We start from the raw sequence: 22,791 nt of genomic DNA, 5'->3' as shown, positions 1-22,791 counted from the left end.
AATGGCCAAGATCCTCACCCTCACCCTCAACCCGGCGCTGGACATCACCGTCAGCCTGCAGGCCCTGCACCTGGGCCTGGTCAACCGTAGCCAGGCCCAGCACAGCCACGCCGCCGGCAAAGGCCTGAACGTGGCGCAGGTGCTGGCCGACCTGGGCCATCGCGTGACCGTGGGTGGCTTTCTCGGCCGCGACAACCTGGCGCCGTTCGAAGAACTCATCGCCTGGCGCGGTTTTACCGACTGCTTTGTTCGGGTGCCTGGCGAAACCCGCAACAACATCAAGCTGGTCGAGGCCGATGGCCGCGTCACCGATATCAACGGCCAGGGGCCTGAAGTCGACGAGGCCGCCCAGTCCGCCCTGATGCGGCGCCTTGAACAGGTGGCGGCAGGGCACGATGCGGTGGTGGTGGCCGGCAGTTTGCCAAGGGGTGTCGATGCCCAGTGGTTCCAGGCGTTGTTGCTGATGCTCAAGGGCAAAGGCCTGAAAGTTGCCCTGGATACCAGCGGTGAAGCGTTGCGTGCAGGTCTCAAGGCTGAGCCCTGGCTGGTCAAGCCCAACACCGAGGAACTGGGCGAGGCGTTCGGTATCGTCATGCACAACCCGGCCGACCAGCGTGCGGCTGCCCAGCGCCTGTTGGCGTCGGGCATCGAGCACGTGGTGGTGTCCCAGGGCGAGCAGGGCGTCAGCTGGTTCGCCCAAGGCCTGGCCTTGCACGGGCAACCGCCCAAGGTGCGGGTGGCCAGCACGGTCGGCGCCGGCGATTCGCTGGTGGCCGGCATGGTCCACGGCCTGCTGCAAGGCGAGCCGGCCGGGCAGACGCTGCGCCGCGCTACTGCCATCGCTGCCCAGGCGGTGAGCCAGGTCGGCTTCGGTATCCGTGACCGGGAACAGCTGGCGCGCCTGGAAAGCGCCGTGCAACTGACAGAACAACAAGAGGGTTGCCGATGAACATCGCCATCATCACTGCCTGCCCCAACGGCCAGGTATCCAGTGTGCTGAGCGCGCGCCTGCTGTCGGCGGCCGCCCAGCAGCGGGGCTGGAGCACCAGCGTCGAGGTGCAGGACGCCGAGCACCCCGAACGCTGCCTGAGCCCGGCGCAGATCGCCGAGGCCGATTGGGTGCTGGTGGTCAGCACCGGTGCCGTGGACCTTGCCCGTTTCGTCGGCAAGCGCGTCTACCAGAGCACGCCCGCCCAGGCCCTGGCCGACCGCGGCAGTTTCCTCGACGAAGCCGCGGCCAAAGCCCAAGTGCTGCAGCCGCTGGACGCCGAGCAAGTGCCGCCGACTGCTGCCGTGCCCAAGCTCGTCGCAGTCACCGCCTGCCCCACGGGCGTGGCCCATACGTTCATGGCAGCCGAAGCGTTGCAGCACGCCGCCAAGGAGCTGGGCTACCAGCTCACCGTGGAAACCCAGGGCTCGGTGGGCGCGCGTAATCCATTGCCTGCCGAAGCCATCGCCGAGGCCGACGTGGTGCTATTGGCCGCCGACATCGAGGTGCCGACGGCGCGCTTCGCCGGCAAGCGCATCTACCGCTGCGGCACCGGCATCGCCCTCAAGCAGGCCCGCGCCACCCTCGACAAGGCCTTGGCCCAGGGCAAGGTGGAGGCGGCGGGTGAGGCGACCGGCGAGGCCGTGAAAAAGGGCGAGAAGGCCGGCGTCTACAAGCATTTGCTCACGGGCGTCTCGTTCATGTTGCCGATGGTGGTGGCTGGCGGCTTGCTGATCGCTCTGTCGTTCGTCTTCGGCATCGAAGCCTACAAGGAGCCTGGTACCTTGCCGGCGGCGTTGATGCAGATCGGTGGCGAGGCGGCCTTCAAGCTGATGGTGCCGTTGCTCGCCGGCTATATCGCCTGGTCCATCGCCGACCGGCCCGGGCTCGCCCCCGGCATGATCGGCGGGCTGCTGGCCAGCACCCTTGGGGCCGGCTTCATCGGCGGCATCGTCGCAGGGTTCCTGGCGGGCTACAGCGCCAAGGCCATCAGCCGCTGGGCGCGCCTGCCGAGCAGCCTCGATGCTCTCAAACCGATCCTGATCATTCCGCTGCTGGCCAGCCTGTTCACGGGCCTGGTGATGATCTATGTAGTCGGCCAACCCGTGGCGGCCATGCTTGAGGGCCTGACGCACTTTCTCGACAGCATGGGCACGACCAACGCGGTCCTGCTCGGGCTGCTGCTGGGCGGGATGATGTGCGTCGACTTGGGCGGGCCGATCAACAAGGCGGCGTACGCGTTCTCGGTGGGGCTGCTGGCGTCGTCGAGCTACGCGCCGATGGCTGCGACCATGGCCGCGGGTATGGTGCCGCCGATCGGCTTGGGCATCGCCAGCTTCCTGGCCCGGCGCAAGTTCGCCCAGAGCGAGCGCGAGGCAGGCAAGGCGGCGTTGGCGCTGGGGCTGTGCTTTATTTCCGAGGGCGCGATTCCGTTCGCGGCCAAGGACCCGCTGCGGGTGATCCCGGCGAGCATTGCCGGTGGCGCATTGACCGGTGCCTTGTCGATGTACTTCGGCTGCAAGCTGATGGCACCCCATGGCGGCTTGTTCGTGTTGCTGATCCCCAATGCGATCAACCACGCGTTGCTGTACTTGGTGGCGATCCTGGCCGGAAGTTTGCTGACGGCGGTGGTATATGCGGTGATCAAGAAGGGCGAGCGGGTGGAGCTGGCGGTGGCGCCGGTAAAAGGCTGAGTCCTATTGGCCCCTGAGGGGGCAATCGCCGGCAAGCCGGCTCCCACAGGTATGGCGGCTCTGAGGACAGCGCAGGGCAGGTGGGAGCCGGCTTGCCGGCGATAGCTGTTTCAAGGCTGGTGCTGCTGTTTGCGCCGCAACGGCACCAGCAGTTCCCCCAGCCCGTTGTGATCGATCTCGTGCATCAGGGCCAGCAACCCGCCCAGCTCCCCAGCCGGGAACCCCTTGCGCGCGAACCACGCCAGGTAGTCGCCCGGCAGGTCGGCGATCAGACGCCCCTGGTACTTGCCGAAGGGCATGGTGCGGGTAACCAGCAGTTGCAGGGATTCGGGTTTCATCGGACGGCCTGGCAGTGCAAAGCGCCGACCATACTGCAAAGTGCACGAACGCCCAAGCGGCAATCATGCAGAACGCCTCGTCACGGGTTGCGCTTGTTGGGCGTAATTTATTGTTTTAAAACGAAATTATCTTATCTCTTGGCTTGGCACGATGCCTGCTCTTCTATAAGGGACTATCACCTGCCAAGGAGTTCTCGCCATGAGTCATCCCAACAAAGACGTGATCGACGTACTCAACGACCTGATCGAATACAGCAAAGACGGCGAAAAAGGCTTCAAGGAGTCGGCCGAAGATGTGAAGAACACCGAACTCAAGGCGTTCTTCGTCCAGCGTGCCGGCGAATGCGCCAGTGCCGCCGCCGAGCTGCAGGGCGAGGTGCGTCGCCTGGGCGGCGACCCGGAAACCTCCACCAGCCTGAGCGGCGACCTGCACCGGGGCTGGGTCAACTTCAAGTCGATGCTCACCGGCAAAAGCGAGGAGGCGGTGCTCAACGAGGTCGAGCGCGGTGAGGACTTCGCCCTCAAGGCCTACAAGGACGCGCGCGAGAAGCTGGTCAAGCTTGGTCGCACCGCCAGCGACGAGACCTATGCCTTGGTGGAAAAACAGCTGCAGGGCGTGCAACGCAACCATGACCAGGTAAAAGCGCTGCGCGACGCCGCGCGTGCCCGCTCCTAGTCCGACGGGCCTTCTACGCGGTTGCGGCCGTTGGCCTTGGCCCGGTAGAGCGCCTCGTCCGCCGAACCCAGCAAGCCTGTGAGGTTTTGCTGGGTGCCGGGGGTGTGCAGGCTGATGCCGATGCTCACGGTCACCGGCTGCTCGTCATTGCCGAATGGCGGCAGCGCCTCCACGCTGGCGCGTATGCGTTCGGCCAGCAGCCTGGCACCGGGCAGATCGGTATCGGGCAACACCACTTGGAATTCTTCCCCGCCATAGCGCGCAGCCAGGTCCGCCGGGCGGCGGATGCAGCGCTCTATCGTCTTGGCGACCTCGCGCAGGGCATGGTCGCCGCCGGCATGGCCGTGACGCTGGTTGAACGACTTGAAGTGGTCCACATCCACCATGAGGATGGCCAGCGGCTGGCGGTTGCGCTGGGCGCGGGCCCATTCCTGGCGCAGTACCTGGTCCAGCCGTCTGCGGTTGGCGAGCCCGGTGAGGCTATCGGTGGCCGCCAGCGCTGCCAGGCCTTGCTCGGCTTCCTGGCGTCGGCGCAATTCGCGCCCCAGCAGCAAGGTCAGCCAGAGGATACCGACGCACAGCAGGCCCGTGGCGACGCTGACCAGGATCGCGGTACGGCGCCAGGACTGGAATACCTCGTCGGAGGCGTCCACCACCAGCACGATCAACGGCAGGTCGGCGACCCGGGCGAAGGTATAGATGCGCTGCACCCCGGCGTGCTCGGACCTGGCAGTGAAACTGCCGCTGCGCTCGTTGAGGATGCGTTGGAAGTTGGGCCGCTCGCTGTAGTCGCTGCCGATCATCGGGTCTTGCGGGCGCGAGGGTTGTCGGGCCAGCAACTGGCCGTCCGTGTTGAGCAGGTTGATGCTGCTGTCCCTGCCGATATCGAGGCGTTCGAACAGTTCGGTGAAATACGACAGGCGTAATGCGCCGGCGGCGATCCCGGCGAATTCGCCGTTGGGGCCGGAAATCCGGCGGCTGAAGCTGATGCACCAGTCCAGGTCGCCCAGCCGCGCCTTGAACGGTGGGCTGATGAACAGGCCCAGGTCCGCTCGGTCGCGGTGGGCCTGGAAAGCCACCGAATCGGCAAAATTGGCCTGGCGCGGGCGCGCATGCAGCGAGTCGCCCAGTACATCACCGTGGGCGCCGAGCCAGAGGATATCCCCGCGCACCGGGGCGGCGAAGGTCTGGTTGAAGAGGATCTGCTGGCGCAGTTCCGGCGAGCTGTTGAGCAGCTCCGGATGCTTCACGGCCCAGATCACCCCATGCAGGGACTGGTCGTAGAGTTCGACGTTGCGCAGGATGTCGCTTTCGATGAGCTGGACGATATTGCCCGATGAGCGTTTGGCCGACTGCTCGACGCTGTCGCGCTCGCGGGCCAGCAGGTAGCTGACGATGGCCACGATGGCAAGCACGGCGAGGCAACTGCCCAGGTTGAGGATCAGTTCGGGGTGCGACCTGTACAGGGAAGAACGCGATGATCGAGTGGGCATGCTCGCTACTGCACGGGCGGGGCCATTACGCGGCGGCGGTATTCTAGGGAAGTGCGCAGGGGCGAACAAGGTTCGTTCGATGGAAAACAAGGGGCCGCGCTGCGGCCCGCCTTGTTCTGCCGGGCGTGCGGTCAGAAGATGTTCAAGGGGTAATCGACGATCACCCGCACTTCATCGTTGTCGCTGTTGTCATCGATATCGGCATAGCCCTGGCTGCCGCGGTGGGTGGCGTAGCGCAGCAGCACCGACAGGTCCTTGAGGTTGCCTTGCTGGAACACGTACTTGATATCCAGGTCGCGCTCCCAGTGCATGGCGTTCTTGCCCTCGGCGTTGTAGTAGCCGTAGTAGTCGTTCTGGGCAGCCTTGGTCAGGTCGGCTTCGCCACGCGAATAGGAGACCGAGGTGCTCAGGCCGGGGATGCCGACGCCGGTAAAGTCATAGTCGTACTGCAGCTTCCAGGAACGCTCGTTGGGGGCGTTGAAGTCCGAGTACATGCGCGAGTTGTCCAGGTATACGCTGTCGCCCAGGTTGATGTAGTCGAACGGCGTGTTGCCGTTCACGCGCTGGTAGGCGGCGGTGATGCTGTGGTAGCCGGCGTTGACGGTGAAGTGCAGGCTGTAGGTGTTGTTGTCGATGTTGCCCAGCAGCGCCTGGCCGGTGTCCTGGGTGTGGTAGAAGTGCAGGCCGGGGTTGAGGCTGACCAGGTCGTTGACCACATAGGTGTAGTCGAAGTCGACGTAGTACTGGTTCCAGATGTCCTTCAGTTCAGCGGCATACAAGTTGGTGTTGATGTTCTCGGTGCCGTTCCAGGACAGGCCGGCCCAGCTCAGGTGGTCGCTCTTGGTGCCGTCCGCCAGTTGTCCGTAGTAGGTGTCGATGCGGCGATGGCCGCTTTGGTTGTAGGGCTTGGTGAAGCTGACCTGGCCGCCTTCGAGCAGCAGGCCGTCGATGCTGGTGTTGGTCAGGCTCACGCCGCGGAAGGTCTGCGGCAGCATGCGGGTTTCGCCGCCGGCGATCACCGGGTTGGTGAGGAACAGGTCGCCGGCCTTGAGTTCGGTGTCGAAGGCCTTGAACTTGACCGCCGCGCCCGCGGTGGAGAATGAGCGCGGGGCTGCGCCCAGTTCGCCGTTGTCCTTGATGTGTTCAGGCAGGATGCTGGTACCGGCATGGCCGCCACCGCCATCGAGCTTCAGGCCCAGGATGCCGTGTGCATCGAGGCCGAAGCCGACCACGCCTGGGGTGTAGCCCGATTCGAAGCGCGCCACGGCGCCCTGGCCCCATTCGCGCAGGTCACGCACGCCTGGGTTGAGGTTGTTGCGGTTGAAGTAGGCATTGCGAAAATGCAGGTTCAGGGTTGCCCCTTCGATGAAGCCATCAGCCTTGGCTTCATCGGCGTGTGCTGCTACAGGCATCGTTGCGGCAAGTGCAACGAACAACGGGGTAAAGCGAAACGCGGAAGACACCGGTACGAGCTCCTTTGGTCTGGCGGTGAGGCGTTGTTGTTTTCGGGTTTTGCAAGTTTCTTTATGAATACGTAACAGCGTGGCTGATAATTCGAGCACATAAAAAAAGCCGCTGATCGGCAGCGGCTTTAAAAGGCTAACATATCGACGCCCAAGGCGCCCACGGGCTAGCCGAGGGAAAAACAGGGAGCTACGGAATCGTCGATCAACTCTCGGCCTGATCGTCGGCAACCACCTTGGAAGCAGTCTGCTGCACGTCTTTCGCTGCATCTGCCTGTTGCGCGGCATAGGCGTCGCGCGCGGTTTGGTGAACAGCGGAAAGTTCGGCGTTACGGGCTACGAAGGCCGGCGATTCTTCAGCCATGGCCAGGGGCGACAGCAACAGGGACGACAGGACGAAAACGCTGGCAATACCCATACTGTTGGACATTTGAAACAACCTTCTTGCAAGGCAAGTGTGAATTGGGACAGGCGTAAGTTAGTCCTAACACAGGCTCGGAAACAGGCTTGAGTTGGATAAGCACTGTTGCGTAAAAAGTAATGATCGAGTCCATGAAATAACCGGATTTCACCGCAAACCCGCGTAGTTGAGCGCTTGCCATGCAGCTCCGATGGCAGGGGTGTCAGAATCCGATGAAGGCGTAGTACACCGGTGCTTCGGCGGTGGTCTGCAGCCCATGGCTGGCCAGCGTTTGCGCAAGGGCAGGGGCTTCGACGTGAAGCGTCCATGGCGCATGGTTGTCATCCGGTACTTGGGCCAAGACCTGGGCAAACGGCTCCATCGCCGGTAGGTAGGCGGTGAAGCCGTTGCCCTTGAGGGCGCTGGTGGTCATGCCCAGGGCCTGGCAGATGGCGACCTTGGCCGCGATGTCGTCGCGGTCGGCCTGGCGCGAGGCCTCGATCAGGGCGGCCAACTGTGGGTCCACCGGCAGTTGGCCATGGATCAGCGCAGGGCCTTGTGCCCAGGCCTCGGGCGGGCAGTCCTTGTTTTCCGGGCGCAGGGGCAGGTGCGGGTTGATCTCCGCCGGGTAGATGCGACACACCAATGGGCGGCTTTCATAGATGGTGCACAGGTCGTTGTCGTCCAGGTTGCGACAGCGGCCAGGGTTGAACGCGGCGAAGGTCACCGAGACCCACAGCTCGGCTTCGCCGCAGGCCACCGGGCAGGAACGGCGCAGCACATGGTCGCGCTGTTCGACGGGCATGCCAGGGCCGTCTTCGACGAAGCCTTCGATCAACACCACCACCTGACCGCCGCTGGCGGCCCACTGGCGAGCTTCACCCAGGGTCAGCGGAACGTGGTGGCCGGTGCAGCACTTACCGCAACCGGTGCAGGCGAAACGGATGGTGTCGTTCACGGTATACCTGGGCTCCATGGGCTGACGCGGGCGTGGTGGCCAGGAAGGGGCTGAGAAACTTCATGCGCGATCCGGCAAGAAAACGACCGAGGGACGCGAATTATGCCCGACTCGCCCCGGGCGGCAAGCCAGGGCGTTTGTCACTGGATATATCAGTGCTCGGCGAACACCACGGTGCGCGCGGCCACCACCAGGCAATCGGTCAGCTCTGGCGAGGAGAACTTGGTGAGAATGGCATTGGCCCCGGCCAGCCGAGCCTTCTCGGCACTCATGGTGCTGTCCAGCGAGGTGTGCAGCAGCACATAGAGATGCTGGAAGTCCGGGCTTTCGCGCAGTGTGCGGGTAAAGGCGTAGCCGTCCATCTCGGACATCTCGATGTCCGAGACGATGATGTTGATCTCCCGCTCGGTACCTTGCAGCTCCAGCAGCACGCTGATCGCGTCCTTGGCGCTGCGCGCGGTATGGCATTCGATACCCAGGTTGCGCAGGGTGTGCACCGATTGCTGCAGGGCGACCTGGCTGTCATCCACCACCAGGATGTTCGCAGCGGCCAGCAGGCTCGCGTCTTCTTCGCCGAGCTCGCCGGGGTGGGGCTCGGGCTCGGGTGGGGCGATGGCGTGGATGACCTTCTCGATGTCCAGCACCTGGACCAAGGTATCGTCCACACGGGTGACGCCGGTGATGAACGATCGGGTACCGGAGGCGTAGGGGGGCGGTTTTATGTCAGTGCTCAGGCAGTGCACGATGCGGCTCACGGCCTGTACGTGCAGGCCTTGGCGCGATCGGCTGATCTCGGTGACGATCAGGCAGCCGCCGTCCGGGTCGGCCAGGGGCTGTTCGCCGATGGCGCGCGACAGGTCGATCACCGACAGCGGGTTGCCACGCAGGGTGGCTACGCCTTTGACGTGAGGGTGCGACTCCGGCAGCTTGGTCAGCGCAGGGCAGGGGATGATTTCGCTGACCTTGAGCAGGTTGATCGCCATCAGCTTGCCGCTGCGCAGGGTGAACAGCAGCAGGGACAACGAGTCCGCACGGGCGTTTTGCGTGGCCATGGGCAACCTTCGAGTCTGTCGGTAATAAAGGAGGTTGCCGGGTTATCGGCTTGTTCTGACCAGGCTTTAGGTGGTGGCGGGCCAATCGTTGGGGCAAGCCCGCTCCCACAGAGTCTCCACAGGGTTCCAGGTGGCGCCGTCCTGTAGGCGTGGACTTGCCTCGCGATTGGGCTGCGCTGCGGCCCTGCTTTTTGTCAACGCAACCCTAGGCGCTTGGCCAGCCGGCTGAGGTTCGCTCTATCCACACCAAGCTCCCGCGCCGCCGAAGCCCAATTGTCCTGGTGCTTGACCAGGCAAGCTTCGATCAAGCGTCGCTGGTAGTCGTCCACCGCCTCGCGCAGGCCGCCCTCGGGCAGGGTGGCCAACGGGGCGGCGGGGGGCGGTGTCGGCTCGGCGTTGGCCGGCAGGGTAGGGCGCAGGTCCAGGTCGCTGGCTTCCAGGGTCAGGATACGCGGGCGCTGGGCATGCTGGCCGAGCGCCTTGAGTGCCGAGCGGCCGATCAGGTGTTCGAGCTCGCGCACGTTGCCCGGCCAGTCGTAGGCCAGCAGGGCAGCCTGGGCGTCAGCACTCAGGCGCAGGCTGTTCAGGCCCAGGCGCGAACGGTTCTGTTCGAGGAAATAGCCGGCGATCAGCAGCACGTCGCGACCGCGCTCACGCAGCGGCGGGACCAGCAGCGGATAGACGCTCAGGCGATGATAGAAGTCGGCGCGGTAGTTGCCGTTGCGCACCTCTTCGGCCAGGTCGCGGTTGGTGGCGGCGATCAGGCGAACGTCGACCCGGTGCTCCCGGTCCGAGCCCAGGCGCTGCAGTTGGCCACTCTGCAGCACCCGCAGCAGCTTGGCCTGCACGGCCAAGGGCAGTTCGCCGACCTCGTCGAGGAACAGCGTGCCGCCGTTGGCCAGCTCGAACTTGCCCCGCCGTTCGCCATGGGCACCGGTGAAGGCGCCGCGTACATGACCGAACAGCTCGCTTTCCACCAGGGTGTCCGGCAGGGCCGCGCAGTTCAGGCTGATCAGCGGTTTGTCGGCGCGGGCGCTGGCACGGTGCAGGGCCTGGGCCACCAGCTCCTTGCCCACGCCGGTCTCGCCGGTGATCAGCACGGTCAGGTCGCTGCCGCCGACCAGGCGGATTTCCTCCAGCAGGCGCTTGTGTGCCTTGCTCTGGCCGATCAGCTCCTTGTCCAGGCCACTGGCCTGGCGGTAGACCTCGGCGCGCTGGTGTTCGTCCTCGGCGCGCAGCGCCAAGTCCTCGATGCGTTCGGCCACGGTGACGGTGGCGGCGGCGAGGCTGGCAAATGCCTGCAGCGCGTCCAGTTCCAGGCTCTGGAACTGCCCGGGAGTGAGGGCGTCGAGGGTTACCAGGCCCCAAGGTCGTTCATCGACCATCAGGGGGCACCCCATGCAGTCGTGCACGTGCAGGTCGGCATGGGGCGCGTTGACCAGGCCATCGTAGGGGTCGGGCAGTTCGCTGTCGCTGGCGAAGCGGGTCGGTTCGCTGCGGCTGAGCAGGATCTGGAAGCGGGGGTGTTCGCTGACCTTGAAACGTCGCCCGAGGGTGTCGGCCGACAAGCCATCGACGGCCAACGGCACCAGCCATTCGCCATCCAGGCGCAGCAATGCGGCGGCATCGCATGGCAGCAGGCCGCGCATAGCTTCAAGCAGGCGGCGGTAGCGTTCCTGGTCGGGCAGGTCGCGGGACAAGTCGCTGACCAGGGGCAGCAGGCTGGTGAGTAGGGGCTTTGCAGTCATAAGGACTCCTGTTGGTCGATATGACTATACGCCTGTCGATGTCGTTTTGACTCTCCCGTGCATGGAACCCCCGGATTCATTGGCCGGAAAAGTTGGCACGATTGGTGATAGAGCCAAGGCAGTCAAGTTCAAGCCACAGGCTCAGGAGTCATTGCAATGCTCAATGCCGAACAACGTGCAATCATCAAGGCCACCGTTCCGCTGCTCGAAAGCGGCGGCGAAGCCCTGACCACCCACTTCTACAAGATGATGCTCAGCGAGTACCCCGAGGTACGCCCGCTGTTCAACCAGGCCCACCAGGCCAGCGGCGACCAGCCGCGTGCCCTGGCCAACGGCGTGCTGATGTATGCTCGCCACATCGACCAGCTGGAACAGCTCGGCGGCCTGGTCGGCCAGATCATCAACAAGCATGTCGCCCTGCAGATCCTGCCCGAGCACTATCCGATCGTCGGCAGCTGCCTGTTGCGTGCCATCGAGGAAGTGCTGGGCAAGGAGATTGCCACCCCGCAAGTGATCGACGCCTGGGGCGCAGCCTATGGCCAACTGGCGGACATCCTGATCGGTGCCGAGGAAAACCTCTACAAGCAGAAGGAAGAGGCCGTCGGCGGCTGGCGCGGTACCCGTGAATTCCGCTTGGTGCGTCGCGAGCAGGAAAGCAGTGAAATCACCTCGTTCTATTTCGCTCCGGTGGACGGCAAGCCGGTGCTCAAGGCCGAGCCTGGCCAGTACATCGGCCTGCAGCTGTTCGTCGACGGCACCGAGCAACGCCGCAACTATTCCCTGTCGGCCCTGTGCGATGGCGAGCAGTACCGCATCAGCGTCAAGCGCGAAGAGGGCGGCAAGGTCTCGAACTACCTGCATGACCAGTTGATGGTCGGCCAGACCCTGCAGCTGTTCCCGCCGTCCGGGGACTTCACCCTGGCCGCCAGCGACAAGCCGCTGGTGCTCATCAGCGGCGGCGTAGGCATCACCCCGACCTTGGCCATGCTCCAGGCTGCACTGCAGACCCAGCGCCCGGTGCATTTCATCCATTGTGCGCGCAACGGCGCGGTGCATGCCTTCCGCGACTGGATCGATGGCCTGGCCGCGCGTCACCCGCAGCTCAAACGCTTCTACTGCTACGAGCAGGCCGGCCATGGCGAGGCCGATGCCGTGGGCCTGTTGAGCCAGGAACAACTGGGCCAGTGGCTGCCTGGCGAGCGTGACTTGGATGCCTACTTCCTGGGCCCGAAAGGCTTCATGGCAGCGGTCAAGCGCCACCTGAAGGGCCTGGGTGTACCGGAGCAGCAGAGCCGCTACGAGTTCTTCGGGCCGGCGGCGGCGCTGGAGTAACGATCCGATAACAGTGTGGCCCGATCGCCGGCAAGCCGGCTCTCACAGGAACGCCCAGATCCAGGCATTGGGTGTCTCTGTGGGCGCCGGCTTGCCGGCGATGCGGATGCCAGGGTTGTCCCCAATCGCTGGCAAGCCAGCTCTCGTGCGCGGTGCTCCCGAACGTGGGTAATCGAGACGAAACGAACGTGACATCGCACGTGCGGGGGCTGGCTTGCCAGCGATTGGGCCTTGTTGGCCTTCCTTTATATAGAAGGAGATGAAATAAGCAGGCGCAATTTCATCTTTAATCTTCCATTAATCACGGTATCCTTCACTCCCGGGTGTCGAGGGGCTTTCCCCTGCCTGACATCCGGGCTGTCGCTTTTGGCGGTCGTCGTTGAACCGACGTCGCTCCGTCTGGTCAGAAATCGTCATCGGATAGCCCCTGCACAGTGCCAGCACGCCGCTCCTCGACGCACGTGTAGACTGTCGCCGGGCAGGCCAACGCCCCCCAGGCACTGCCACTATCCATCGAAGGAACCGGTAATGAACGAACAAACCTCGCACCTGAACCGCGAACGGCGCTTCCTGGTGCTGCTGGGCGTGATCTGCCTGTCGCTGATCGGCGGCGCTCTCTACATGCAGGTGGTGCTCGGCGAGGCGCCGTGCCCGCTGTGCATCCTCCAGCGCTATGCACTGTTGTTGATCGCGGTGTTCGCTTTCATCGCCGCGGCCATGCCCGGGCGTCGCAGCCTGACCTTCTTCGAAGCCTTGGTGGTGCTCAGCGCAATCGGCGGAATCGTTGCGGCCGGCAACCATGTGTATATACTCGCCCACCCGATGGTCAGTTGCGGTATCGACACCCTGCAGCCGATCGTCGACGACCTGCCGCTGGCACACGTGTGGCCGCTGGCATTCCAGGTCGATGGATTCTGCTCCACGCCCTACCCGCCGATCCTGGGGTTGTCCCTGGCGCAATGGGCACTTCTGGCGTTCGTCCTCACCACGGTCCTGGTGCCGCTGGGCATCTACCGCAACCGTCGCCGGGGTTAGACAAAAGTCCCCCTTCGAGGCCCCTCTGTTGCATGGCGAGATAACATCTTTACCTCGCCTCACGCTTGACCCAGATCAACGACAAAGCCTTGCAGTATGCGGGTTACAGCGCTATCAAGCGGGGTGCGACAAACTGTCGCGAAGTTGATTTTTTGAGCAGTATTGTTACCGATTCGGTAAAAGACTGTTGCTCAATAAGTCATAGTCAAGGGGGGGCGACCTATCTACAATCGCCCCCAATTTCCGTTCGGCACTGCTTGCGAGTCGCAGGATTGGAGGAAGCCGCAGCGCTTTCTTTTGCTGACTTCGACAAGTTTCGCCCAACGGCGATACCGGGCGGACCCCCCTCCGCGTTTTCCCGCACCAAATGGACTTGGTCTGAAGTACAGGCCGTTAGCCTACGAACCATAAAGCACCGTAAACCCGCTCGCGCCCAGGTCCAGCAGTCGGACCACAGGCAGGAGCGAATTCGAGCCCGAAATGCTGACGCTTGGCAGGACGAAGTGTTGGCGACCAAAACACAAATTGCATTGAAGCAAGCTGATCTAGAGGTCGTGAGATGAGTAAAAAGCGTTACCCCAGACTGTTTGGCATATTGCCCTTTTTAGGCATGCTTTTACTCAGTGGGTGCAACTGGACCCTGCTCGATCCAAAGGGCCAGGTGGGCATTGAGCAAAAGAACCTGATCCTGATCGCCACCGGCCTGATGCTGCTGGTCGTCGTCCCGGTCATCATCATGACCATCGCGTTCGCCTGGAAGTACCGTGCTTCCAACAAGGCTGCCACCTACACCCCCGACTGGTCGCACTCGACCAAGATCGAAGCGGCTGTCTGGATCATCCCGATCCTGATCATCATCGCCCTGGGCTATGTCACCTACCACTCCACCCACAAGCTGGACCCGTACCGTCCACTGGATTCCGACGTGAAGCCAGTGCAGATCGACGTGGTCGCGCTGGACTGGAAATGGCTGTTCATCTACCCGGAACAGGGCATCGCCACGGTCAACAAGATCGTCTTCCCGGCCAATACCCCGGTCAACTTCCGTGTGACCTCCGATGCCGTGATGAACTCGTTCTTCATCCCGGGCCTGGGCGGCCAGATCTACGCCATGGCCGGCATGACCACCAAGCTGCACCTGATCGCCAACGAGAACGGCGAGTTCGACGGTATCTCCGCCAACTACAGCGGCGCCGGTTTCACCGGCATGAAGTTCAAGGCTACTGCAACCTCCCAGGCTGACTTCGACAAGTGGGTCGCCGAAGTCAAGCAGTCGCCGAAGAAGCTGGATAAGGCTGAATACGAAGCCTTGGCCAAACCTAGCGAAAACAACCCAGTCACGCTGTACAGCGAGGCTTCGGCTGACCAGTTCCAGATCATCGTCGACAAGTACGAAGGCATGAACCGCGGTCGCCCGAGCCACGAAGAAGTAGGCAGCAAGGAACTGGCCACTACCAAGGGTGTGGAGTCGAGTATGCAACCAGCTGCCGGGGCAGAGGAGTAAGAGATGTTCGGTAAACTAAGTCTGGAGGCGATACCCTATCACGAGCCGATAGTCATGGTGACGCTTGCCATGATTGCGCTCGGTGGTATCGCTCTCGTCGGTGCTATCACCTATTTCCGCAAGTGGACCTACTTGTGGAGCGAGTGGCTGACCTCGGTCGACCACAAGAAGATCGGGGTGATGTACATCATCGTCGCGATGGTCATGCTGCTGCGCGGCTTCGCCGACGCCATCATGATGCGTACCCAGCTCGCTGCCGCTACCGGTGGCGCCGAAGGCTACCTGCCGCCTGAACACTATGACCAGATCTTCACCGCCCACGGTGTGATCATGATCATCTTCATGGCGATGCCGTTCTTCACCGGCCTGATGAACCTGGCGGTTCCGCTGCAGATCGGTGCACGTGACGTTGCCTTCCCGTTCCTGAACTCCCTGAGCTTCTACCTGCTGCTGGCAGGCGTGCTGCTGGTCAACATCTCCCTGGGCGTTGGCGAATTCGCCAAGACCGGTTGGGTTGCCTATCCGCCGTTGGCGGGCATCCAGTACAGCCCGGGCGTGGGTGTCGACTACTACATCTGGGCGCTACAGCTCTCAGGCCTGGGTACGACGCTGACCGGCGTGAACTTCCTCGTCACCGTGATGAAGATGCGCGCGCCTGGCATGAAGCTGATGGACATGCCGATCTTCACCTGGACCTGCACCTGGGCCAACGTGCTGATCGTCGCTTCGTTCCCGATCCTGACTGCTGCTCTGGCCCTGCTGACCGTTGACCGTTATCTGGACTTCCACATCTTCACCAACGAGCTTGGTGGGAACCCGATGATGTACGTCAACCTGTTCTGGGCATGGGGTCACCCTGAGGTCTACATCCTGATCCTGCCGGCCTTCGGCGTGTTCTCGGAAGTCACCTCGACCTTCGCAGGCAAGCGCCTGTTCGGTCACCACTCGATGATCTACGCATCGGGCGCGATCGCCGTTCTCGGCTTCGCGGTCTGGCTGCACCACTTCTTCACCATGGGTGCCGGCGCCAGCGTCAACACCTTCTTCGGCCTGGCGACGATGCTGATCTCCATTCCGACCGGTGTGAAGCTGTTCAACTGGCTGTTCACCATCTACCAGGGCCGTCTGCGCTTCACCGCGCCGATCATGTGGACCCTGGGCTTCATGGTCACCTTCTCGATCGGTGGTATGACCGGCGTCCTGCTGGCTGTTCCAGGTGCTGACTTCGTTCTGCACAACAGCCTGTTCGTGATCGCCCACTTCCACAACGTGATCATCGGTGGTGCGGTATTCGGCTACATCGCCGGCTTCGCCTACTGGTTCCCGAAAGCCTTCGGCTTCACCCTGAACGAGAAGTGGGGCAAGGCTGCCTTCTGGTTCTGGATCTCCGGCTTCTACGTAGCGTTCATGCCGCTGTACGCCCTGGGCTTCATGGGTATGACCCGTCGTCTGAACCACTCGGACAACCCGGCTTGGGAACCCTACCTGTACGTTGCCGTCGTCGGCGCCGTCCTGATCCTGTTCGGTATCGCTTGCCAGCTGATCCAGCTGTACGTATCGGTCCGCGACCGCAACCAGAACCTGGACGTCACTGGCGATCCATGGGGTGGCCGTACCCTGGAATGGTCGACTTCGTCGCCACCTCCGTTCTACAACTTCGCCCACATGCCTGAGAAGGTTGGCCTGGACGCCTGGCACGAAGCCAAGGAAGCCGGTGTTGCCTACAAGCCTGCGGCCAAGTACGAAGCGATCCACATGCCGAGCAATACCTCCACCGGTTTGTTCATGGGCCTGTTCCTGACCATCTTCGGCTTCGCTTTCATCTGGCACATCTGGTGGCTGGTAGGCGCGAGCCTGGTTGCAACCATCGCTGTCTTCGTTCGCCACGCCGCGCGTGACGACCAGGGCTACATGGTTCCGGCCGAAGAAGTGGCGCGCATCGAGGGCGAGCGCATGAAAGCGCTGGCCAAAGCAGGTGCTCTGCCTGCCGGCGCACGTGTCGAATCGTTTGAGCGGGTGTAATCAATGTCCAGTCAAGTAATCCACGCCGGCGCTCATGGTCACGACCATGGGCACGACGATCACCACCACGACTCGGGCCAGATGACCGTACTCGGTTTCTGGCTGTACCTGATGACCGACTGCATCCTGTTTGCGTCGCTCTTCGCCACCTACGCGGTGCTGTCCGGCAGTTTTGCCGGCGGCCCGTCGGGTCATGACATCTTCCAGCTCGATTTCGTAGCTGTTGAAACCGCACTGCTGCTGCTGTCGTCGATCACCTTCGGCTTCGCCATGCTGCAGATGTTCAAAGGCAACAAGGGTGGCGTGCTGGGCTGGTTGGCCATCACCTTCCTGTTCGGTGCCGGCTTCATCGCGATGGAAGTCTATGAGTTCCATCACCTGATCGGCGAAGGCTACGGCCCGAACCGCAGCGGCTTCCTGTCGGGCTTCTTCGCCCTGGTAGGGACCCACGGTCTGCACGTGACTGCCGGCCTGATCTGGATGGCTGTCCTGATGTACCAGATCAGCACCAAGGGCATCACCCCGACCGCCAAGACCCGCATGAGCTGCCTGAGCCTGTTCTGGCACTTCCTGGACGTGGTCTGGATCTGCGTCTTCACCGTCGTCTACCTGCTGGGAGTTCTGTAATGGCTAGCGCACACGACACTCATCACGAAGGCAACCACGGCAGCGTCAAGTCGTACGCGATCGGCTTCATCCTGTCGATCATCCTGACCGCGATCCCGTTCGGTCTGGTGATGTACCCGAGCCTGCCGAAGAACCTGACCGTCCTGATCGTGGTGGCCATGGCCGTCATCCAGGTGGTGGTGCACTTGGTGTACTTCCTGCACATGGACCGCTCGAAAGAGCAGCGTTCCAATGTGTCTACGTTCCTGTTCACTACTCTCGTAATCGCTCTGCTGGTCGGCCTGTCGCTGTGGATCATGTTCAGCATCCACATCGAAATGATGGCCAAGTGAGGTAAGACTGCATGTCCGTGAAGCACTTTATCCAAATCACCAAACCGGGGATCATTTTCGGTAACGTGCTTTCCGTGGCAGGCGGTTTCTTCCTTGCCGCGAAGGGCCATGTGGACTTCGCCCTGTTCCTGGCGGTGGTGGTAGGTACCTCCCTGGTCGTCGCGTCCGGATGCGTGTTCAACAACTGCATCGACCGCGACATCGACCAGAAGATGGAGCGCACCAAGAACCGCGTCATGGTCCAGGGTGGCATGTCGCTGCCCTTCGCGCTGGCCTATGCCACCCTGCTCGGGGTGGCGGGCTTCAGCTTGCTGTATGTCCAGGCCAACCCGCTGTCGGCGTTCTGCGCGCTGGTCGGCTTCGTCGTCTACGTGGGCTTCTACAGCCTCTGGCTCAAGCGCAAGTCGGTGCACGGCACCCTGGTCGGCAGCCTGTCCGGTGCCATGCCGCCTGTGATCGGCTATTGCGCCGTGAGCAACAGCTTCGACCTGGCTGCAGTGACCTTGCTGGTGATGTTCAGCCTGTGGCAGATGCCGCACAGCTTCGCCATCGCCATCTTCCGCTTCAAGGACTACAGCGCCGCCAACATCCCGGTCCTGCCGGTGGCGCGCGGTATCCTGGCAGCGAAGAAGCAGATCGTGCTGTACGTGCTGGCCTTCGTGCTGGCCACCCTCATGCTCACCCTTGGTGGCTATGCAGGGCTTGGCTACCTGGCCGTTGCCGCCGCCATGGGCCTGTACTGGCTGTACATGGCCTGGGGTGGCTACAAGGCTGAAGACGACAGCAAGTGGGCGCGCAAGGTATTCGGTTTCTCCATTCTCACCGTCACCGCCCTGAGCGTGATGATGTCGGTGGACAGCCAGACCGCTACCGACGTGCTCATGACCTACGCACGCTGACAGTCGCCTGTTACACGAAAAGCCCCGGCCAATGTTGCCGGGGTTTTTTTTATCTGTTCGGGCCCTATCGCTGGCAAGCCAGCCCACAGGTATGGCGGTGTCCCTGAAAACAGCGCATGGCAGGTAGAAGCAGGCTTGCCGGCGATAGGGCGCCCCTGAAACTCCTTATTCAGTGTTTGCAAAAAATAGATCTGAAAATATCTGATAAAACAGGAAATTGCCCTTTACAGGGTCCATGTTTCGGCACTATCTTCTGTTCCAGGCCGCCGCAGCGGCCAGCGTCGCTCGGACGGTTCCGGGCGCTTACGTACTCAGAGGAAGCCATGGCCAACCCAGGTTCGCCGCGCCGTTTTGCGCGCATCGATCGTCTCCCCCCTTACGTCTTCAACATTACCGCCGAGCTCAAGATGGCGGCCCGCCGTCGTGGCGAGGACATCATCGACCTGAGCATGGGCAACCCCGACGGCGCCACCCCGTCGCACATCGTCGAGAAACTGGTGCAGGTCGCCCAGCGCGAAGACACCCACGGCTATTCCACCTCCCGCGGTATCCCACGCCTGCGCCGGGCCATCTCGCATTGGTACAAGGACCGCTACGACGTCGAGATCGACCCGGAAAGCGAAGCCATCGTCACCATCGGCTCCAAGGAAGGCCTGGCACACCTGATGCTCGGCACCCTCGACCATGGCGACACGGTGCTGGTGCCCAACCCCAGCTACCCGATCCATATCTATGGTGCGGTGATCGCAGGCGCCCAGGTGCGTTCGGTGCCGCTGGTGCCGGGCGTGGACTTCTTCAACGAGCTGGAGCGGGCGATCCGCGAGTCCATCCCCAAGCCGAAGATGATGATCCTGGGCTTCCCGTCCAACCCGACGGCCCAGTGCGTCGAACTGGACTTCTTCGAGCGGGTGGTGGCCCTGGCCAAGCAGTACGACGTACTGGTGGTCCACGACCTGGCTTATGCCGATATCGTCTACGACGGCTGGAAGGCCCCCTCGATCATGCAGGTGCCCGGTGCCAAGGACATCGCCGTGGAGTTCTTCACCCTCTCCAAGAGCTACAACATGGCCGGCTGGCGCATCGGCTTCATGGTCGGCAACCCGGAGCTGGTCAGCGCCCTGGCGCGGATCAAGAGCTACCATGACTACGGCACCTTCACCCCGTTGCAGGTCGCGGCCATCGCTGCGCTCGAAGGCGACCAGCAGTGCGTACGCGATATCGCTGAGCAATACCGCCAGCGCCGCAACCTGCTGGTCAAGGGGCTGCACGAGATCGGCTGGATGGTCGAGAACCCCAAGGCCTCGATGTACGTCTGGGCGAAAATTCCCGAAGCCTATGCCCACCTGGGCTCGCTGGAGTTCTCCAAGAAGCTGCTGGCCGAGGCCAAGGTCTGCGTGTCGCCCGGCATCGGCTTCGGCGACTACGGTGACGACCATGTGCGCTTCGCCCTGATCGAGAACCAGGACCGTATCCGTCAGGCGATCCGGGGCATTCGCCAGATGTTCCGGGCCGATGGCCTGACCCGCAAGTGACGGCTAGAACGGGGCCCCGAAACGGCCCCGTTCTTCCCGGATCAGCGGCAAACTATTTTTGCTTTACCCCTCTTCTCAGCCACCCCGGCTTGGATTGAAAATGGCGCGCGGGCCCAGCCCCGAAAACAACAACTTTCCCTCCGTGCCATCATGTCCGAATACAACCCTTGCCTTGACTGCGGCGCCTGCTGCGGGTACTTCCGTGTGTCTTTCTTCTGGGGCGAATGCCAGTCCGCCGGTGGCCTGGTGCCCGATGACCTGGTGGTGCAGATCAACCCGACCCGCGTCGCGATGATCGGCACCGATGCCAAGCCCTGCCGCTGTACGGCCCTGGATGGCGAGGTCGGCAAGCAGGTCGCCTGCACCATCTACGAAAACCGCGCTTCCCCATGCCGTGAGTTCGAGGCCTCCTGGGTCAATGGCGTGCACAACCCCAGCTGCGATGCCGCACGCGCTCACTATGGGCTGCCGCCGCTGGAAGCCAATGAGCCGCATTGGCCGGAGGATGACGGCGCCGAAGTCGCCTGAGCCATGGGTGAAATAGGTCGTGGCGTTGGTTCCGCCTGTCACCTGACGGCTGGGTGCGGTATGGTCATGGGCTTGTCGTTATCCGATGGAGCTCGCGGTTGCCTGCCTATTACCTTACCTTCAGCCTGGCGCTCTACCTGCTGGGGCTGTGTTTCGAGGGCGCCTTGACCAGCGCCGGCCGGCACATGCCCGCATTGCAGATGCTGCTCTACGGGCCTTGGGGCGTACCCTTCGGGCTGTACCAGTGGTTCGCCAACCCATTGCTGGCGCTGGCGGTCCTGGCGCACCGGCGTTTTCGCCGCCTGGCGCTGCTGTTGGGGCTGGGGGCCCTTTACCTGGCCGCCAGCAGCCTGGGTATCGAACGGCTGCCGGACAACCAGAGCTACGCGTTCCAGGATGTCACCGGCTTTGGTGCCGGCTTCTATTTGTGGTTGCTGGCGATCGCGTCGTTCTGCCTGGGCCAGGCCTGGTGGTGTTGGAAGGCCAGGCGCGCCGACGACATGCCGGCCTGGCACTGGCTCGATGTCGGGCTGATCGCGGCGCTGGCCGTGGTGATGTATGCCGGTACCCAGATGCCCGCACTGCATTTCGATGTGGACAAGGTGCTGATGCCGCCAGAACAGCCGCAGGCCTTGTAGCGCTCGCGCGCAGTGCTAGGAGGCACGCGACGTACCCCATTGCACGACCAGCATGCCGATCACGATCATGCCCACCCCGGCCAGGCGAATAGCATTGACCGGCCGCTCCGGCAGCCCCATCAACCCCCACTGGTCGATCAGCAGCGACGACAGCACCTGCCCGGCGATCACGCAGACGATGAACCCCGCCGCTCCCAGCCGGGGTGTCAGTACCAGCGCGGCGGTGATATAGAGCACGCCCGCTACGCCACCGAACCAGGCCCACCAGGGGGCCTGGGCGAGATTCTGCAGCTGCGGCGCAGGCGCGCGCATGACCAGCAAGGCCGGTACCAGCATCAACAAGCTGACCATCAGCGATACCCCGGCCGCCCACAGCGGGTGACCCAGCAGGCGGCCCAGGGCAGCATTGCTGCCGGCCTGGAAGGGCACCGCCGCGCCGGCCAGCAGGGCAACGAGCAAGGGGAGGAGGGCGGACAGCGTGAAGGCCTGTGGCATCGGGAACTCCTTTGGAAAAACACTAGGCGCAGTGTTGTTTATCCATTTCAATGATGGAAATTCGAACGTTGCACAGGCTCTATTCGCACTATGGATGATCTTCGCCGCATCGACCTCAATTTGCTCCTGACCCTGCATGCCTTGCTCAGCGAACAGCATGTCTCCCGCGCTGCGGTGCGCCTGCACCGCAGCCAGCCTGCAGTCAGCCATGCGTTGGCGCAGCTGCGTGAAATCTTCTCCGATCCCCTGCTGGTGCGCCGGGGCGGCCGCCTGCACCTGAGCAGCCGGGCCCAGGCCCTGCGCGAGCCGCTCGAGCAGGCGCTGGAGCAGTTGGACGGCTTGCTGGGCAGCCCGCGCTTCGAGCCGAGTCGGGCGCGGCGAACCTTTCGCCTGGCCATGTCGGACTATGGCGCGCGGGTTGTATTGCCTGGGCTGATGGCTCTGCTCAGGGCCGAGGCTCCGGGGATCGACCTGGTGGTTTCCCAAGGCAGCCGGGAAGCCATGCTCGGGCAACTGATCGATGGCGAGGTGGACCTGGCCCTGGGGGTATTCCCCGAATTGCCGTCCGAAATTCAGGTGCAGGTACTGTTCGAAGAGTCTTTCGTGTGCCTGGCCGACCGCCAGACCTTGCCACCCCGAGGTGGGCTGCCGCTGGATCGTTGGCTGGCTCGCCCTCATGTATTGGTGGCCGTGCGGCCGGGCATCGACAACGAGATCGACCTGGCGCTCCAGGCGCTGGGCGAGCGACGTCGCATTGCCTTGACCTTGCCGCACTGGGGCGTGGCCCAAGGGCTGATCATCGGCACCGACCTGGTGCTTACCGTGGCCCGTCGCAGCCTGGCAGGCGCCCGCCTGGCGCCGGGCTTGCGCTGCTTCGAGCCACCGTTGGCCATTGCGCCCTTTGGTTTTACCCAGGCCTGGCATTCGCGACGCGAGGGCGATGCAGGGCACCGATGGTTGCGCGAGCGGATCCGCGCCTTGTGCGAGGCGGGCCAGGCGCAAGAGTAGGACGTGTCCGATTTTTCCGGGCTACGGCT

The 22,791-nt window shown here is 63.2% G+C and carries 22 protein-coding genes; 14 read left to right on the top strand and 8 right to left on the bottom strand.

Features of this window, described 5'->3' with window-relative positions:
• The first annotated feature begins 1 nt into the window (after position 1).
• Both pfkB and ACNFCI_RS11985 read left to right on the top strand, forming a co-directional pair.
• Entirely contained in the window at positions 2-949 is a 948-nt protein-coding gene (pfkB, locus tag ACNFCI_RS11990) for a 1-phosphofructokinase (RefSeq protein WP_368829197.1), read from the top strand.
• On the top strand, positions 946-2,682 hold the full coding sequence (locus ACNFCI_RS11985; RefSeq protein WP_368829196.1) for a PTS fructose-like transporter subunit IIB: 1,737 nt from the start codon (positions 946-948) through the stop codon (positions 2,680-2,682). The genes pfkB and ACNFCI_RS11985 overlap by 4 nt, the downstream gene beginning before the upstream one ends.
• A gap of 110 nt (positions 2,683-2,792) precedes the next feature.
• Here ACNFCI_RS11985 and ACNFCI_RS11980 read toward each other — a convergent pair whose 3' ends face one another.
• Complete coding sequence (locus ACNFCI_RS11980) at positions 2,793-3,020, bottom strand: DUF3820 family protein (protein WP_084858531.1); 228 nt, start codon at positions 3,018-3,020, stop codon at positions 2,793-2,795.
• 199 nt (positions 3,021-3,219) lie between these two features.
• Between ACNFCI_RS11980 and ACNFCI_RS11975 the strand changes: the two genes are divergently transcribed.
• Entirely contained in the window at positions 3,220-3,696 is a 477-nt protein-coding gene (locus ACNFCI_RS11975) for a ferritin-like domain-containing protein (protein WP_084858530.1), read from the top strand.
• On the opposite strand, the gene ACNFCI_RS11970 is transcribed toward ACNFCI_RS11975, so the two are convergent.
• From ACNFCI_RS11970 to norR, 6 genes are all read right to left on the bottom strand, one after another.
• On the bottom strand, positions 3,693-5,189 hold the full coding sequence (locus ACNFCI_RS11970) for a diguanylate cyclase domain-containing protein (protein WP_368829195.1): 1,497 nt from the start codon (positions 5,187-5,189) through the stop codon (positions 3,693-3,695). The two genes, ACNFCI_RS11975 and ACNFCI_RS11970, sit on opposite strands and share 4 nt — an antisense overlap.
• Before the next feature lie 131 nt (positions 5,190-5,320).
• Entirely contained in the window at positions 5,321-6,652 is a 1,332-nt protein-coding gene (locus ACNFCI_RS11965; protein ID WP_368829194.1) for an OprD family porin, read from the bottom strand.
• Positions 6,653-6,857: 205 nt separating this feature from the next.
• A complete protein-coding gene (locus tag ACNFCI_RS11960) occupies positions 6,858-7,082 on the bottom strand; it encodes a hypothetical protein (protein WP_368829193.1) in 225 nt (74 codons plus the stop codon).
• 193 nt (positions 7,083-7,275) lie between these two features.
• Positions 7,276-8,010, bottom strand: coding sequence for a YkgJ family cysteine cluster protein (locus tag ACNFCI_RS11955; protein ID WP_368829192.1), 735 nt, complete (start codon positions 8,008-8,010; stop codon positions 7,276-7,278).
• A 152-nt stretch (positions 8,011-8,162) separates the two neighbouring features.
• Positions 8,163-9,062 carry a chemotaxis protein gene (locus ACNFCI_RS11950; protein ID WP_084858525.1) on the bottom strand — a complete coding sequence of 300 codons (900 nt, stop codon included), beginning with the start codon at positions 9,060-9,062 and terminating at the stop codon, positions 8,163-8,165.
• 194 nt (positions 9,063-9,256) lie between these two features.
• Entirely contained in the window at positions 9,257-10,810 is a 1,554-nt protein-coding gene (gene norR, locus ACNFCI_RS11945; RefSeq protein WP_324814410.1) for a nitric oxide reductase transcriptional regulator NorR, read from the bottom strand.
• Between the two features lie 156 nt (positions 10,811-10,966).
• Between norR and hmpA the strand changes: the two genes are divergently transcribed.
• From hmpA to ACNFCI_RS11895, 10 genes are all read left to right on the top strand, one after another.
• Positions 10,967-12,142: an NO-inducible flavohemoprotein gene (gene hmpA, locus ACNFCI_RS11940; RefSeq protein ID WP_084858523.1), complete on the top strand. Its 1,176-nt coding sequence runs from the start codon at positions 10,967-10,969 to the stop codon at positions 12,140-12,142.
• 528 nt (positions 12,143-12,670) lie between these two features.
• Complete coding sequence (locus tag ACNFCI_RS11935; protein WP_084858522.1) at positions 12,671-13,177, top strand: disulfide bond formation protein B; 507 nt, start codon at positions 12,671-12,673, stop codon at positions 13,175-13,177.
• A 559-nt stretch (positions 13,178-13,736) separates the two neighbouring features.
• The gene (gene cyoA / locus ACNFCI_RS11930) at positions 13,737-14,681 is read left to right on the top strand and encodes a ubiquinol oxidase subunit II (RefSeq protein ID WP_084858521.1); all 945 of its coding nucleotides are present in this window, start codon (positions 13,737-13,739) and stop codon (positions 14,679-14,681) included.
• Positions 14,682-14,684: 3 nt separating this feature from the next.
• Positions 14,685-16,703 carry a cytochrome o ubiquinol oxidase subunit I gene (cyoB, locus tag ACNFCI_RS11925; RefSeq protein WP_084858520.1) on the top strand — a complete coding sequence of 673 codons (2,019 nt, stop codon included), beginning with the start codon at positions 14,685-14,687 and terminating at the stop codon, positions 16,701-16,703.
• Positions 16,704-16,706: 3 nt separating this feature from the next.
• Positions 16,707-17,330, top strand: a complete 624-nt coding sequence (gene cyoC, locus ACNFCI_RS11920; protein ID WP_084858519.1) for a cytochrome o ubiquinol oxidase subunit III — start codon at positions 16,707-16,709, stop codon at positions 17,328-17,330.
• Complete coding sequence (gene cyoD, locus ACNFCI_RS11915) at positions 17,330-17,662, top strand: cytochrome o ubiquinol oxidase subunit IV (protein WP_043208038.1); 333 nt, start codon at positions 17,330-17,332, stop codon at positions 17,660-17,662. Before cyoC ends, cyoD begins: the two co-directional genes overlap by 1 nt.
• Before the next feature lie 11 nt (positions 17,663-17,673).
• Positions 17,674-18,561: a heme o synthase gene (cyoE, locus tag ACNFCI_RS11910; protein ID WP_224456863.1), complete on the top strand. Its 888-nt coding sequence runs from the start codon at positions 17,674-17,676 to the stop codon at positions 18,559-18,561.
• Positions 18,562-18,884: 323 nt separating this feature from the next.
• Positions 18,885-20,093 (top strand): alanine transaminase, encoded by a 1,209-nt coding sequence (gene alaC, locus ACNFCI_RS11905; RefSeq protein WP_416768001.1) that lies wholly within the window; start codon positions 18,885-18,887, stop codon positions 20,091-20,093.
• 150 nt (positions 20,094-20,243) lie between these two features.
• Entirely contained in the window at positions 20,244-20,621 is a 378-nt protein-coding gene (locus ACNFCI_RS11900; RefSeq protein WP_084858516.1) for a YkgJ family cysteine cluster protein, read from the top strand.
• Between the two features lie 98 nt (positions 20,622-20,719).
• Entirely contained in the window at positions 20,720-21,259 is a 540-nt protein-coding gene (locus ACNFCI_RS11895; protein ID WP_084858515.1) for a hypothetical protein, read from the top strand.
• Positions 21,260-21,274: 15 nt separating this feature from the next.
• Here the strand turns inward: ACNFCI_RS11895 and ACNFCI_RS11890 are convergent, their stop codons facing one another.
• The gene (locus tag ACNFCI_RS11890) at positions 21,275-21,754 is read right to left on the bottom strand and encodes a DMT family transporter (protein ID WP_084858514.1); all 480 of its coding nucleotides are present in this window, start codon (positions 21,752-21,754) and stop codon (positions 21,275-21,277) included.
• A gap of 90 nt (positions 21,755-21,844) precedes the next feature.
• Between ACNFCI_RS11890 and ACNFCI_RS11885 the strand changes: the two genes are divergently transcribed.
• Entirely contained in the window at positions 21,845-22,762 is a 918-nt protein-coding gene (locus ACNFCI_RS11885; protein WP_084858513.1) for a LysR family transcriptional regulator, read from the top strand.
• Positions 22,763-22,791: the final 29 nt, after the last annotated feature.

The organism is Pseudomonas sp. NY15356 (assembly GCF_048068175.1).
GTDB classification, from domain to species: Bacteria; Pseudomonadota; Gammaproteobacteria; order Pseudomonadales; family Pseudomonadaceae; genus Aquipseudomonas; species Aquipseudomonas putida_K.
This window is presented reverse-complemented; position numbering and strand designations above follow the sequence as displayed.